Origin of the sequence: Paenibacillus sp. FSL H7-0323 (assembly GCF_038002725.1) — a bacterium.
Taxonomy (GTDB): Bacteria; Bacillota; Bacilli; order Paenibacillales; family Paenibacillaceae; genus Paenibacillus_AQ; species Paenibacillus_AQ odorifer.
In genome coordinates, this window is record NZ_JBBODB010000001.1 from 556429 (window position 1) to 570685 (window position 14257).

The 14257-nt window shown below is 45.7% G+C and carries 13 protein-coding genes; 9 read left to right on the forward strand and 4 right to left on the reverse strand.

The genetic code is table 11. The annotated features are described in order from the left end of the window. The first annotated feature begins 53 nt into the window (after nt 1–53). On the forward strand, nt 54–848 hold the full coding sequence (locus MHH89_RS02550; RefSeq protein ID WP_076130362.1) for an AraC family transcriptional regulator: 795 nt from the start codon (nt 54–56) through the stop codon (nt 846–848). Nucleotides 849–921: 73 nt separating this feature from the next. Here MHH89_RS02550 and MHH89_RS02555 read toward each other — a convergent pair whose 3' ends face one another. Both MHH89_RS02555 and MHH89_RS02560 read right to left on the reverse strand, forming a co-directional pair. Then, complete coding sequence (locus MHH89_RS02555; RefSeq protein WP_076130361.1) at nt 922–1890, reverse strand: glycoside hydrolase family 43 protein; 969 nt, start codon at nt 1888–1890, stop codon at nt 922–924. A gap of 157 nt (nt 1891–2047) precedes the next feature. Beyond that, nucleotides 2048–3076: a glycosyltransferase family 4 protein gene (locus tag MHH89_RS02560; RefSeq protein ID WP_076280331.1), complete on the reverse strand. Its 1029-nt coding sequence runs from the start codon at nt 3074–3076 to the stop codon at nt 2048–2050. Between the two features lie 141 nt (nt 3077–3217). Here MHH89_RS02560 and MHH89_RS02565 point away from each other — a divergent pair, with 141 nt between their 5' ends. Further along, nucleotides 3218–3727, forward strand: coding sequence for a DinB family protein (locus MHH89_RS02565; RefSeq protein WP_076280330.1), 510 nt, complete (start codon nt 3218–3220; stop codon nt 3725–3727). 63 nt (nt 3728–3790) lie between these two features. Here the strand turns inward: MHH89_RS02565 and MHH89_RS02570 are convergent, their stop codons facing one another. Together MHH89_RS02570 and MHH89_RS02575 are read right to left on the reverse strand one after the other, a co-directional pair. Next, complete coding sequence (locus MHH89_RS02570; protein WP_341088781.1) at nt 3791–4657, reverse strand: sugar phosphate isomerase/epimerase family protein; 867 nt, start codon at nt 4655–4657, stop codon at nt 3791–3793. A gap of 29 nt (nt 4658–4686) precedes the next feature. After that, nucleotides 4687–5595, reverse strand: coding sequence for an alpha/beta fold hydrolase (locus MHH89_RS02575; protein WP_341086249.1), 909 nt, complete (start codon nt 5593–5595; stop codon nt 4687–4689). Nucleotides 5596–5976: 381 nt separating this feature from the next. Here MHH89_RS02575 and MHH89_RS02580 point away from each other — a divergent pair, with 381 nt between their 5' ends. The 7 genes from MHH89_RS02580 to rhaB all read left to right on the forward strand — a co-directional run bounded on the left by MHH89_RS02580 (nt 5977) and on the right by rhaB (nt 14104). Beyond that, nucleotides 5977–6477 carry a GNAT family N-acetyltransferase gene (locus tag MHH89_RS02580; protein ID WP_076280896.1) on the forward strand — a complete coding sequence of 167 codons (501 nt, stop codon included), beginning with the start codon at nt 5977–5979 and terminating at the stop codon, nt 6475–6477. A gap of 215 nt (nt 6478–6692) precedes the next feature. Next, the gene (locus MHH89_RS02585; RefSeq protein ID WP_340034336.1) at nt 6693–8762 is read left to right on the forward strand and encodes a bifunctional aldolase/short-chain dehydrogenase; all 2070 of its coding nucleotides are present in this window, start codon (nt 6693–6695) and stop codon (nt 8760–8762) included. A 40-nt stretch (nt 8763–8802) separates the two neighbouring features. After that, on the forward strand, nt 8803–9561 hold the full coding sequence (locus MHH89_RS02590) for a DeoR/GlpR family DNA-binding transcription regulator (RefSeq protein ID WP_312151219.1): 759 nt from the start codon (nt 8803–8805) through the stop codon (nt 9559–9561). Between the two features lie 26 nt (nt 9562–9587). Beyond that, nucleotides 9588–10316 carry a (Fe-S)-binding protein gene (locus MHH89_RS02595; protein ID WP_036689769.1) on the forward strand — a complete coding sequence of 243 codons (729 nt, stop codon included), beginning with the start codon at nt 9588–9590 and terminating at the stop codon, nt 10314–10316. Then, a complete protein-coding gene (locus tag MHH89_RS02600) occupies nt 10313–11866 on the forward strand; it encodes a LutB/LldF family L-lactate oxidation iron-sulfur protein (protein WP_076277958.1) in 1554 nt (517 codons plus the stop codon). The genes MHH89_RS02595 and MHH89_RS02600 overlap by 4 nt, the downstream gene beginning before the upstream one ends. Beyond that, nucleotides 11859–12587, forward strand: coding sequence for a LutC/YkgG family protein (locus MHH89_RS02605; RefSeq protein ID WP_076218753.1), 729 nt, complete (start codon nt 11859–11861; stop codon nt 12585–12587). Before MHH89_RS02600 ends, MHH89_RS02605 begins: the two co-directional genes overlap by 8 nt. A gap of 26 nt (nt 12588–12613) precedes the next feature. After that, on the forward strand, nt 12614–14104 hold the full coding sequence (rhaB, locus tag MHH89_RS02610) for a rhamnulokinase (RefSeq protein ID WP_254847624.1): 1491 nt from the start codon (nt 12614–12616) through the stop codon (nt 14102–14104). Nucleotides 14105–14257: the final 153 nt, after the last annotated feature.

Below are 14257 nucleotides of genomic sequence, written 5' to 3' on the forward strand. Positions count from 1 at the left end.
TAAGAACCTCAACAATCTGGTCATTGATTACTATAGAAAGAGGAGCAAATGCGATGGAAACAAACAGCGTTCAAATTAGTTTGTGTGGATTTATCCGCCATACTCAGCCTTTTCGGCAACTATATCGCAGTGGGTTGGATACCTATATCATCAGGCTGCAAGCCGAAGGGGAATGTGAAGTCCTCATTGATGGAGAAATGACTACCGTAGTACCTGGGGATCTACTATTATTTAAGCCCTATGATATATATGATCTGAGAATCGGTGAAAAGAAAAGTCCTCTGGGACATAGTGTGGACTATTTTGTAATGTGTACAGGGGAATGGGTGGACCACTGGTGGAACCTGCGTGAGCGACCCAAAAAGGTTAGAATTGCGGATGATGGTAAGCTGCAAAGTATATGGCAACAGCTTGATCTGGAGAATAGAAGACTAGACGGGGGTAGCCCTGAAATACTAGAAGCGCTATTTAAAGCTTTATGTTTGCTGTTAGATCGGGCTATGGAAGAGGCACCTGCATCATCTTCGGCTTCACTTCTACACGGACTTAAGATGAAGAGTTATGTGGAGGAGCATGCTACTTCAGAGATCAGACTAAAGGACGTAGCCGCTCATGCTGGAATTAGTGTGACAAGGGCCGTGCATGTATTCAAAATCCAATTCGGTTATTCTATTATGCAATATGCGGGGCAAATCCGGCTTGCGATGGCACTGAGATTAATGGACAATACCAATTACACCTTAGAGCGTATAGCAGAGGAGACGGGGTTTGGAAGTTATACCTATTTTCACAGGGTGTTTCGGGAGCGTTATGGTGTCTCGCCAGGTATTTATCGAAAGAGAGAGTAGAAGGTTTAGCAGTAAAAAGAAGCTGCCCCATAAATCACAGAATAGGGCTTAGGGGCAACTCCTCGATTAGACGTTAATTATAGTAAGGCCAGCCAGCTGAATCCCATTCGAGATCACTGATTAACAATTTGGGTGCACCATTCTCGGCGACACTGTAAGCATGGCGGACGATAACGTTGGTTCCGTATATATCCTGTCCACCAGGACCCGCCCAAAAACTGTTGCCGCTATCGATGACCGTAGCCCCGCCATTTTTCATATCAGTACCGTCCTTTGCATAGAAAGGACCCAGTACGCTGGTTGAGCGTCCCACTGCAATTTTATAGGTGCTGTTTACGCCTGAGCAGCATTGGCCAATGGATACGAATAGATAATAATATCCGGTATTTGGATTGTAAACCATGCTGGAGCCTTCAATCCCCCCGGATTTAGTGGCAATGCGATAGGAGTTGCCCGTTGGCTTCATGGTTGTTTTGTTGATGGAGGTAATGTAAATCCCGTTGCTCCAGGAACCGAAGGTCATCCATAGGTTTCCGTTAGCATCTGCCGTAATGTTAGGATCAATGGCGTTATAATTGGAGGCGTCATTTGACGAGATAACGACACCTTGGTCCGTCCATTTTCCCCCGGAGATCGATTTAGTAGTTACTAAACCAATAGCAGACACTCTTGAGCCGAATGTGGAGATAGAATAATAGAGGTAATAGGTACCGTTATAGTAGAAAATTTCTGGAGCCCATACATCTAGCCCTTCTTGATTGGGAACGTAAGAGCTCCACCAGGAGGGTTTCGAGTTATAAATCGGGAGGGAGCGAATATAGTTCGTTCCATCGTTTGAAAACATCACTTGGAGACCTGATCCCGTGCTGAATACCCAATGTGTGTTTCCCTCTTTGATATATGAAGGGTCGTGTACATTGGTATCTCCAGTCAGATTCCAGGTTGCTGCATAAGCTTGCGATCCTGCTGAAAAAACAGTTGTAAAAAGCATTAAAAAAGACAACAATAACAACCGATAACCTTGCCTACCTTTTTTCGCCATATTCCTTCTCCTTTTAGTTTAGATTTCCCTAAAGTGTTTCATTATTTTGTAATTGATAACGCTTACATAATATCTTGTATTATTTCTCTAGTCAATGATTCTTTTGGATCAATAAAAAAGCAAATCTCGGTCACCGGAGACTTGCTTTTTTATATTTTTATAATAAATCTGTGATCGCTTGTTCAAATAATCTGACACTATTTTCCCAAGTCCATTTGCGCGAATATCTTTCCCCCTGCTCCGCTAATTTAGTTCTTAAGTTGGGATCACGTATTAAGCGGATGACATCTTCACCGAGCCGGTTCTCATATCGATAAGAGAGCAAACAGTTTTTCTTGTGATGGGCGTATTCCATATTCCCACCCGAATATACACAGACTAACGCTGCTCCACAACGCATGGCCTCAAGTCCCGGTAAAGAGCCTGTATCAAAAATACTTGAGCTAACAAAAATATCCGCACCGTTATAGTGATAGCAGAGCTCCTCATCATTTGCTGGCGTAAAGAACCGATATTTGCCAGTAGCTTTCATTCTTTGGAGAATTTCTGAGGTGTTGAACTCGTCAGGCGGACTGATGAAGTTAATATTTACATCGGGATATTGGCTTTTTACGTAATCCAGCTGTTCTATAAGATAATCTTGCTCACGGTGCCAGGAGAAACCTCGTTCTGTTTTTCTTAATATAGCTGTTATGTTTAAAGGCTCTTGAAGACTGTGACGGATATTCATATTTTTAAAAGAGGAGCTAATGCCAATGGGCACGATACTGCCGGTGATACCATGATTTAAACGGATCAGCTCCTGCTGCCAACGTGATAAAACGATTAGATGCTCAGTGATGTGATAGGAGGGGAAGGAGCGTCCGTTATCCGGTAAAAAAGGTGGCTCATAACATAAAGATAAACGTACATGAACCCCTTTTCCTTGTTGGCTTGCTGCTTGGGCGATGGGGACAGTTGTATAATAATTAGAAACAATGACGTCTCCGGGAGGAAAGTCATGCTCGTGAATATTCATATGTGAGGAGCGGATTACGTTTGCGCGCACATCATAAGAAATAGCGCCATCCACAGGCAAAAGGAGATTGACCTGATGACCCAAGTCTGTCAGCCCATTGGTGAGCTCTACTAGCATACGTTGTGCTCCGCCATGAGATAAGGTCAGAATAGGGAATGTGAATCGCATTGATAATCCCGTCCCTTCCAAGTTAGAGCTATAATATGAAAAAATATGATTCAATCGTTCCTTTTTTTATTTTATTCAGCTCCTATAGAAAAGTACCATTTATCAAGTTTATAAAGAAAAGTAGAAGGAAGAGGGGTTAGTATGAGTGAAATCATTATCGAATGTATGAGAAGGCTCGATCAATCCTTGGGGTATGTGGAGCAAGCTGTAAATAAGCTAACGACCGAAGAGATCTGGTTTCGTCCAAAGTCAAAAATGAATGCCATTGGTAACCTATGCCTGCATATTGCGGGCAGCGAATATCAGCATCTGGTCAGCGGAATCGGCAATAAGCCAATAGAAAGAGATAGACCTAATGAATTTTTGACCAGAGGCGGTTATTCATCACAGGAATTATTACAGTATATGCTAAAGGTCAGGGAAGAAAGCCGTTCGGTGGTGGGCAATTTGACGAAGGCTGATCTAGAACGGGAGGTCACCATTAGTTTCCCTGAGGGGGCTGGAATGGAGAATTATACTTGGAGTATTCAAAAGATTATGATCGGAGCGGCAGAGCATTATTCCTATCATACAGGTCAAATCGTATATGCCTCTAAATTGCTGCAGAAAGAGGATGATCATCTGCTCAATAACTGGAAGCATTATTTTTGAGCATAGATAAAGCTGGGGATAGATGCGCAGCTGCTGCTAACACCTATCCTCAGAAATGGATTTTTATTGTGTTATAGGTGCAAGCTTCTTCAGTAAAGCAACGGTTTCATTAACCTCCAGATCCTTGATATCTTCTAATGACACATCGATCATTGGCTTATATTCTTGGAGTTTGCGCAGGAAAGCCTCGGTATGGAATACTCCGCTGCCTGCTTTTCCGTGGTATGCTTTTTCACCATCTTGATAGATATCTTTTAAATGCGCAAGAATGATACGGTCGCCGAATAATCTAAAGGAATCATCGACAATTTGATCCTGCAAATGCGCAGCCGTGCCAATAAAATTACAAGGGTCCAATACAACACCTATACAGCTTGATGGGACTTCATCTAAGATGCGGCGCATCTTGTCTGGTGTAGAAAGTGTATGTGTGCAGACCCCTTCTAGTCCTAGAAAAACGCCCCATTTTTCAGCTTCCTCTGCAAGTTCTTCTACAGTTGCCCTTAACGTATCCCAGCCGATAGCTTCGTAATGGATCGGATCTTGTGCTTGAAAAGTAGTCAGCGCACCTGTTTCTGTTGCCACCATAGGTGCGCCGAATTGGCGGGCATAACGAAGATGCTCTTTAAAACGATTGATCTCAGCTCTCCGGATGACAGGATCCGGATGAACAGGGTTGATGTAACAGCCCAAAACACCGATACGTATTCCTGCTTTGTCAAATTGTTCGCCAATATAGCTGGCAAGACCTGGATTTAGTTTACCGGTAGAAGTGTCGATGTCCTGAATGGCTTTGGATAATGCAAGCTGAACAAAATCGATATCATAATTCTGAAGGGTTGCAGTTAACGACTTGAGCGGCAGGCAGCCAAATGTGTGGGCCAGAGTTCCGTATCTGATGAGTAACCTCTCCTTTAATAGAGTAAGTATGAGTAATAACCTTCATAATAGTAACGCTTTCATAAGGATGCAAGTGATTTATCATTATCGCGGGTCAGGAAATTGATGATTTCAGTGTTGACTCTATCTGGTTGCTCATGATTAATGCCGTGTCCCGCACGGGGGATCACTTGGTAATGAAACTTTCCATCCTCTAAAATATCTATGAAGTCCTTTGATTGTTTTAACGCGTGTTCTCCTACTAAAAAATAAAGCTTATCTCTGACGGCAACTGCGGCGTTTTTATCATATTTTTGAAGCTTATGAACAAACATAGCTTGCTGATTATGAGCTCGCATTAAAAGAATTAGATGAGCAGCTACTTCTGGGTGATTGTCAAATAAAGGGGAGTCAGGCGCACTTAACTTCTTCAGCACTTTCAGTAAATTGCGATCCGTGGGAATCAGAATCTCTGGGAACATCATCATTAGCGTTTGCAGCATGGCTTTGATGGGTGTGGTGACCATTCCGCCTTCCAAACAAATCACACGGTTCACTTTGTCCGGTTGCTTGGTTGCATAATTAAAAGCAATATAGGCGCCATTTGACACCCCTGCAATATTAAAGATGTCTATGCTCAGATGTTTGGCTATTTCATGAATCCATTCCACCTGCTCAAACTTTTGTTTATTAAAGTGCGCATTAGGAATACTTTTTCCGGGTCCGCCCAGAGTATCAATAGCAACGCAGTAAAAATGCTGCGACAATTCCTCGATGTTAAGGAGCCACATGACCGCCGAGTTATCACCAACGCCATGAAACAGAAATAAAGGGGGATTACTCTTTTGCCCGGTAAGGATACAATGCGTCAGCCCATATGTGGTTGGGAGATCGAGCTCTTCAAGAGGAATAGGCCACTGATCAACTAGCTGTTGGTAGGATTGCCACACTCGTTCTTGCACCTTGGCATTCTTAAAGCTATTTACCATCACAAACCTCCTTAGTGAAAATACAACATCTGTATCTTATTCCAATAAGTATACTACGAGAGTGGGGAAGGAGGAGCGCGCAATAGGAACATTCCTGTGAAAAGAGGGGTGCAGACCAGATAAGTGTATTTCATACAACTAAATTGCTACTTTACTCTCACTACGGTGAAATAGATGTACTTCGTACAACTATTTCTCTCGTATTTAGCTGATTCAGCTAAATTGGGCGAATTTAATTGCACAAAGTACACTTAACACATTAGGCGTGAGCATTGAAGTTCATTTTAGTTGTAGAATGTGCAATTAAATAATGCATGCCGGTCTCTTTTGCGGTAAATTTTGATAGGGAAGTTATTAATAACGTTCTAGGTGGGGATGATTATGCTCGTTGAGCTAAAGGAAGCTAGTGTTTCAGATGAACGCGATATTTTTGAGCTGATTGTGGAGATAGGTCCGGGGGAAAATGGATTCGTCAATAACGGATTTGATCTGGCTTACAGTCAATTTCCTGATTTCATCCGGGATCGGATAGCACTTTCACAAGGTGATAATCTTCCGCCACAGTATGTAGCACAAACCAACTACTGGCTACTGATTGACGCTTATCCTGTTGGTGTCGGAAAACTAAGACATTCCTTAAATGATCAATTGAGGAAGTCCGGTGGACACATCGGTTATAGTATCAGACCCAGTGAAAGAGGAAAGGGTTATGGTACGATTTTTTTGGCAGAGCTGTTAAAAAAAGCTGCGGACATGGGGATTGATAAGGTCATGCTGACTTGTGAGCCGGATAATATATCTTCGAGAAAGGTTATTGAAGCGAACAAAGGAATACTACATGGCATTGAGAATGAAAAATGTAACTACTGGATCACCCTTTAAGCTGGTGTGAAAAATAGGGGAGGAGTTGCCAAGAGGCAGCTCTTTTTTGTTATTCGCGATGTTATTGTAGTTCATCCAATGGAGATTCGTCTAAAATGTGAAAAAATTTAAAATTTTGTTGAAAGCGCTCTATTCAAACACAAACAAATAGTTTAAAATCAAAACAAACAAAAATAAACAAAAAAACAAACATTCAAAAACGGAGGTATTCACAAATGGTACAAAACTTATGGGATTCATCTCGGGAAACGAAATTAAACGGGGGATTGGATGCATTAGTGTTCCGCTCTAATCTGCTGGGCGAAGATCGCAGAGTCTGTAACTTTGGCGGAGGGAATACCTCCAGCAAAACGATAGAATTGGATTTTCGCGGGCGTGAGGTAGAAGTAATGTGGGTAAAGGGCAGCGGCTCTGACCTTGCTACGATGAAAGCAGGCAACTTTACCGGACTAAGGCTTCAGGATATTGCCCCGTTATTTGAACGTGATGAAATGCCAGATGAAGAGATGGTAGCTTATCTCGCAAATTGTATGATTGATCCTAAACATCCGCGTGCTTCTATCGAAACGTTACTGCATGCATTTTTACCTTTCAAGCATGTGGATCATACGCATCCAGATGCCATTATCAGTTTATGCTGCGCTCATAACGGTAAGGAAATTGCCCGTGAGATTTATGGGGATCGTTTCGTATGGGTGCCATACATCCGTCCAGGCTTCACTTTATCCAAAATGATTGCCGAAGGTGTGCTCGCAAACCCGAAAGCTGAATTAGTGCTGATGGAGAAACACGGTCTCGTGACTTGGGGGGATACACCTGAATCTTGTTATGCCAAAACAATCTCCATAATTAACGAAGCGGAAAGTTATATTGAAGAAAGAATTGAAGATCAGAACCTATTTGGCGGCCGTAAATCGGAAGCACTTCCGGAAGCAGAGCGGCGGGCTGTAGCGGCGGCAGTGATGCCACTGATCAGAGGCGCGGTCAGCGATGAGCGTAAAATGATTTTGACCTTCGACGATGCGGAGGATGTGCTGCGTTTTGTAGGAGGGGCTGACTCGGAGAAGTTATCCGGTGTAGGCGCAGCTTGTCCAGATCATTTGGTACATACCAAAATGAAGCCGCTTTTTGTTGCGTGGGAGCCAAATACCAATGATATCGATGGCTTGAAGGTGAAGCTGAGCGAGGCGATTAGCGATTATAAGGAGCAGTACAAAGCGTACTTCGACCGTAATAAACATGAAGGCGATGTAATGTTCGAGGCTGCGCCACGTGTGATCCTAATCCCTGGCGTGGGCATGATCAACACAGGTAAAAGCTGGAGCAATTCTAAGATCAGCGGAGCCTTGTATCACCGGGCGATTGCTGTTATGCGCGGAGCTACTGCGCTGGGAGATTTCGTCTCTCTTAGTGAGAATGAATCGTACAATGTGGAATATTGGCCCCTGGAATTATATAAATTATCCTTGGCTCCGGCAGAAGCGGAGTTCTCCCGTAAAGTTGCCTTTATTACAGGTGGTGCCGGGGGAATTGGGAGTGAGACGGCTCGTCGTTTAGTATCAGAAGGAGCGCATGTTGTATTGGCAGATCTCAATCTGGAGGGTGCACAAAAAGTAGCGGAAGAGATTAACGCTAAGTATGGTGAAAATCGTGCATTCGCCGTTAAAATGGACGTAACTCAGGAAGAGCAGGTAACCGCAGCTTATGCGGAGACAGCCCTTTTTTATGGCGGGGTCGATATTATTGTTAATAATGCTGGGCTTGCAACCTCCAGTCCGTTTGATGAGACTTCATTGAAAGAGTGGAATTTGAATATTTCTGTGCTGGGCACAGGATATTTTCTCGTTGCACGCGAAGCTTTTAAAGTGATGAAGGAGCAAAAAATCGGAGGCAGCATGGTATTCATCGGCTCCAAAAATTCTATTTTTGCAGGTAAAAGCGTCTCGGCTTACAGTTCTGCCAAGGCGCTCGAAGCCCATCTGGCCCGCTGCATAGCAGCTGAAGGTGGAGAGTTTGGCATCCGTGCCAATACGATTCTGCCCGATGCAATTCTACAAGGATCAGCCATCTGGAATTCGAACTGGCGTAATGAACGGGCGGCTGCTTACGGGATTGAACCGGATCAATTAGAGGAGCATTACCGTAAACGCACGACGCTGCTAGTTAATATTTATCCACGTGATATTGCCGAAGGCGTTGCTTTTTTTGCTTCTTCCAAGTCAGAGAAAACAACGGGTTGTATGCTGACAATCGACGGTGGAGTGCCAGCAGCTTTTACTAGATAAGAAGTAGCATGAATATAGATAGGGATAACGGAGGGAAATCATGCTGATTGCAGACAGATATGAACGAATCGTAGAACTAGTGAATGAACGCGGCAGCATCCGTGTCTCAGAATTGAGTACATTATGCCAAGTGACGGAAGAAACCATTCGCCGCGATCTGGATCGATTGGAAAAAGCGGGGCGGCTGCTGCGTTCGCATGGCGGAGCAGTTAGCCTGCGTGACCGGCAACCGGAGACTCCTTATGTCGAACGAGAAATCATGAATGCAGCGGAGAAACAGCGGATTGCCCGTGAGGCGGTAATGATGATTAAGCCGGGCGATCGGATTTTACTGGATGCCAGTACAACGGCTTGGTATATGGCTTCGCATTTGCCGGATATGCCGCTCACTGTGTTGACCAATTCTACTAGAGTGGCAGCAGAGTTAAGCGGGAAGGAGCGGATCGAGGTCTTTTCTACAGGCGGGCAACTTAGCCGCAGATCAATGTCCTATGTGGGTCATTTAGCAGAACGTTCGCTTGAATTGTATCACGTGGATAAAATGTTTTTTTCCTGCAAAGGATTTCATCTCGAACGTGGCGCTAGTGAATCAAATGAGCTGCAAGCTATGGTGAAACGAAAGATGATTTCTATAGCGGAGCAAGTGATCTTATTATGCGATTCCAGTAAATTCGGAATTCAAGCGTTCACACATTTTGCGGCTCCTAGTGATGTGGATGTTCTAATAACGGATTACAGCCCTGTTGAAGAACAAATGAAGCAGTTGCAGAAGCTGAACATCGCAATAACGACGGTGTAGTAAATAGTTTTGCAGGAGGTGAAGGCATGAAGGTATCGATGTTTATAACTTGCGTCAGCGATGCCGTGTTCCCGAAGGTCGGGGAAGCCATGGCTCGTCTGCTGGCCAGATATGGCGTACAGCTGGAGTTCCCGGAGGTGCAGACCTGCTGCGGACAGCCTGCGTACAACAGTGGATATTGGAATGAAGCGCGGCAAGCTGCACTTACGATTCTGCAGGCCTTCGATGACAGTGATTTTGTCATTGCACCTTCCGGATCCTGTACGGGGATGCTTCATCATTACCCTAAGCTGTTTCAGGATGATCCGGTTAATCTGGTCAAGGCGCAGAATTTGCAACGTAAATCCTATGAATTCAGCCAGTTTATGGTGCAGGTGCTTGGCGTAACTGATCTAGGAGCAGTGTTTCCGCATAAGGTTACCTATCATCCTTCCTGTCATGGCACAAGGATTCTAGGGATTCGCGACGAACCTATGCAGCTTATGCAAAATGTGAAGGCGATGGAGCTGGTACCACTGCCTTTTGCTGAGGACTGCTGTGGGTTTGGTGGAACCTTTGCCGTGAAAATGTCTGATATCTCCGGGGCGATGGTCACTGAGAAATCAGATCATGTGCTGGAGACGGAAGCAGAAATCCTAACGGGTCTGGATATGGGTTGTCTGATGAATATTGCCGGAAATCTGCGTTACCGCCGCGAACCCGTTCGAGTTATGCATTTAGCAGAACTGCTGTATGAGGGGGTGACTGATAAATGAGCCAAGCCACCACCAATTCCACGGCGAGTTCAGAGAATGGAAAGCCAGCAACAGTAAAAGAGCGTGCAGACTTGGCACTGAATAATGACTTTTTACGCAAGGCTGTTCGTTTTACCACGGAGAGACTGCGTGATGGAAAACAAAAAGCGGCTAACGATCATGGCCACTGGGAAGAGTGGCGTGAACGTGGGCGGCAAATCCGTCTACACACGATCGCCCATCTTGATTACTATTTGAACCTTTTTGCAGACAAGGCAAGAGCAAACGGCACACATATTCATTTTGCAGCAACGGGTGAAGAGGCTGTGAAGATTGCCCTTGAAATCGCGCAGCGAAAACAGGCAGCTTCTGTGGTCAAATCCAAATCAATGGTTACTGAGGAGCTGCATTTAAATAAGGCGCTGGAATCCATTGGTGTGGAGACCATAGAGACGGATCTGGGGGAGTATATTATCCAGCTTGCCGGGGAAACCCCGTCACATATCATTATTCCGGCGATTCATAAGAACCGCTACCAGATTGCCGAGCTGTTGTCCAAAGAGGCAGGGGAGGAGCTTTTGCCTGAAACTACTATTCTTGCTGGATTTGTACGGCGAAAGCTGAGAGAGAAGTTCCTTGATGCGGATATCGGAATGACTGGCTGTAACTTTGCTATTGCAGAGACGGGTTCGATGGTGCTGTTCGAGAATGAAGGCAACGCTCGTATGGTCACCACTTTACCGAAAACACAAATTACCCTGATGGGGATGGAGCGGATTATTCCTTCGTGGAGTGATCTTGAAGTGATGGCTACATTATTGCCTCGTTCGGCAACAGGGCAGAAGTTAACGGTATATATGTCGGGTATTTCGGGTCCCCGCAGAACCAACGATGGCGATGGGCCGGAAGAGCAGCATATTATTATTCTTGATAATGGCCGATCTGAGCAGCTAGGCGATCCTGAGTTTCAGGAGCTGCTGAACTGCATCCGCTGTGGGGCTTGTCTGAATGCTTGTCCTGTCTACCGTCATATTGGCGGTCATGCATATGGGGGAACGTATAGCGGACCTATAGGAGCGGTGTTGACCCCGGCGCTGAATAAAAATGTAGATCAATGGGATGACATCGCCTCAGCCTCTAGCCTATGCGGAGCATGTTATGAAGCCTGTCCGGTCAAAATTCCTCTGCATGATATGCTCATCTATTTACGGCGGCGGAAGGTTGAACGTGGTTATGGGGATAAGGCAGAAGGTCTCGGCATGAAGGGTTTTGGGGCGATTATGGCGAAGTCACAGCGATTTAGTAATGTGATGAAGGTAGGTAGAATCGGGCAAAAGCTGCTCGTGCGAGACGGAGGAATTCCGTCGAAACTGGGGCCGCTGAAAGGCTGGAACAATTATCGGATCGCCCCGAAGCTGGCAGATCAATCCTTCCGTGAGAGCTGGAAGGGGCTGCAACAGGAGCTAGACAAGAACAGTCGCGAAATGGACCCGGCGATACAGAAGCGAATGGAAGATTTACTAGCGAAGCGGAAGCGGGAAGAGCTGGAAGGAGAGGCCGGGCATGACTGAAGAGACGCACAGTAACTGGTTGGAACGTATGGAGCAGGATTCACGTGAAAAGCAGCAGGGATTCATGAATGATATCGCTCGCCGCCTGAAGCGGCCGAGAATTACTGAAGCTCCCGCACACCCTTTTCGCGGCGCACCGCAGTACTGGCAGCAATTCAAGTGGAGTCCGGAGGAAAGGATTGAACAATTTACGGCGAATTTTCAAAGTGCCGGTGGCCATGTATTTCGTGTGCAGGATATGGATGAAGCCAAGGCTTTTATCGTCAGCAAAGCGGATGAGATGCTCGCACGGTATATTCTCCGGCAAAATGTCACCGAGCTAGCAGCACTTCGACTAGAGGAGGAACTCACAGATACACGGGTGTCTGTCTGGAATACGGATGATCAGGAGGCATGGAAAGCTAGGGCGGCCGAGGCTGATATTGGAATTGTGATTGCGGATTATGCAGTTGCCTATACAGGCTCCATTACTGTGCTGTCCTCTGAGAATAAAGGCCGTTCAGTCAGCTTATTACCTACCGCATTAATTGCCATCGTGCCATTGGAGCGGCTGAAGACTCGTCTCGGTGAGGTGCTTATTGATTTTGATGAAGCTGGGCCATCGGGGCTGCCGGCGGGCATCCATTTTATCTCCGGACCTAGCCGTTCAGCGGATATTGAGAATGATCTGACGATAGGCGTGCATGGTCCAGGAATCGTATTCGCTTTGCTAGTAGGCTGATAGGAGATAAGGAGTGTTGTATAGGGATGAATACACAAGCTCATAATCAAATGCAGTATCACATTGCTGTTGATATCGGAGCCTCTAGTGGGAGAGTGGTCTGTGGAACCTTGCAGCAGCCGGGAGGAACCCTGTCTATAGAAGAAATTCATCGCTTCAGTAATGGATTCGCTGAACAAAATGGTAATCTTTATTGGGATATAGATTATTTAGTTGCTGAAATCGTCAAAGGCTTACAGCAGGCCAAGGCTAGAGGGATCGAGCGCTGCACCGTGGGCATCGATACTTGGGGTGTCGATTATGTACTTCTCGATCAGGAGGGAGCGCGGATCCATGAGGTTTTTTCTTATCGTGACTCCCGAACGGATGGAGCGATAGAGAGGCTGCATCGTAACATCTCAACTGAAAGCGTTTACGGAAAAGTGGGGATACAATATCTCCCGATAAATACGTTGTATCAACTGTTTGTGCATGATCAGGCGGAGCTGGAAGCAGCACATTCCATCCTCCTGGTCCCTGATTATCTTTATTATCGGCTTACGGGTCGCAAGATTAGTGAGGTGACGATAGGTTCCACCTCTGGGATGCTGAATCTTCACACTCGTGATTACGATGAGGATCTTCTGTCGGTGCTTGGTCTTTCAAAAGAGCAATTCCCTCCCTTAACAGAACCTGGGGAACCCGTTGGGAGGTTGACGGAGGACTTGGCGGCTCGCGGCGATCTTCCAGATTGCGAGTTCATAGCAGTAGCCTCTCATGATACAGCATCAGCTGTACTAGGGGTTCCGGCAAACAGCGAGAAATGGGGATTTCTCAGTAGTGGTACTTGGTCACTCATCGGGGTGGAACGGAGTTCAGCCATCACAAGTCCAGAGGCAATGTTACGCAACTATACGAATGAATGGGGAGCCTACGGATCATTCCGGTTTCTTAAAAACATTATGGGCATGTGGTTGATTCAAAAGGTTCGTGAGGAGTACGGCGGACAATACAGCTTCGGCGAGCTGGTAGAGCTGGCAGCACAAGAAATCCCTTTTAGATCGATCATTTATTGCAATGATGAACGCTTCATGAATCCACAGAGCATGATTGACGAGATCCGCAGCTATTGTGTGGAAGCAGGACAGTTGGTCCCTCAAACACCTGGGGAAATGGCTCGATGTGTATTTGATAGTCTTGCTTTATCTTATTATTTCTACATTCAGGATCTCCAGCAATTGACGGGTGACAACTTAGAGAGGTTGCATATCGTTGGCGGAGGTGCGAATAACGGCCTGTTGTGCCAGATTACGGCAGATCTGTTGGAGATGGAAATTCACGCCGGACCAACGGAATCTACGGCTTTAGGCAATCTGGTGGTGCAGATGATCAGCACGGGTGCTGTAACTGATCTTCAAGAGGCGAGAGAAATTATAAGTCGTTCATTCCAAGTAACATCTTATATACCGAAGGGGATGGACCCCACGACCAAAAAAGCGGCTTTGGCACAGTTCGCCCGGCTGCAGGTCGTTAATTAGTAGCTAAGTTTAGTGGAAAACGAGCCAAAGAGAGGCAAAAGTGCCTCTCATCGTGCGGCGTATGCGGAAAGTGAGCTAAAGAGAGGCAAAAGTGCCTCTCATCGTGCGGCGTATGCGGAAAGTGAGCTAAAGAGAGGCAAAAGTGCCTCTCAT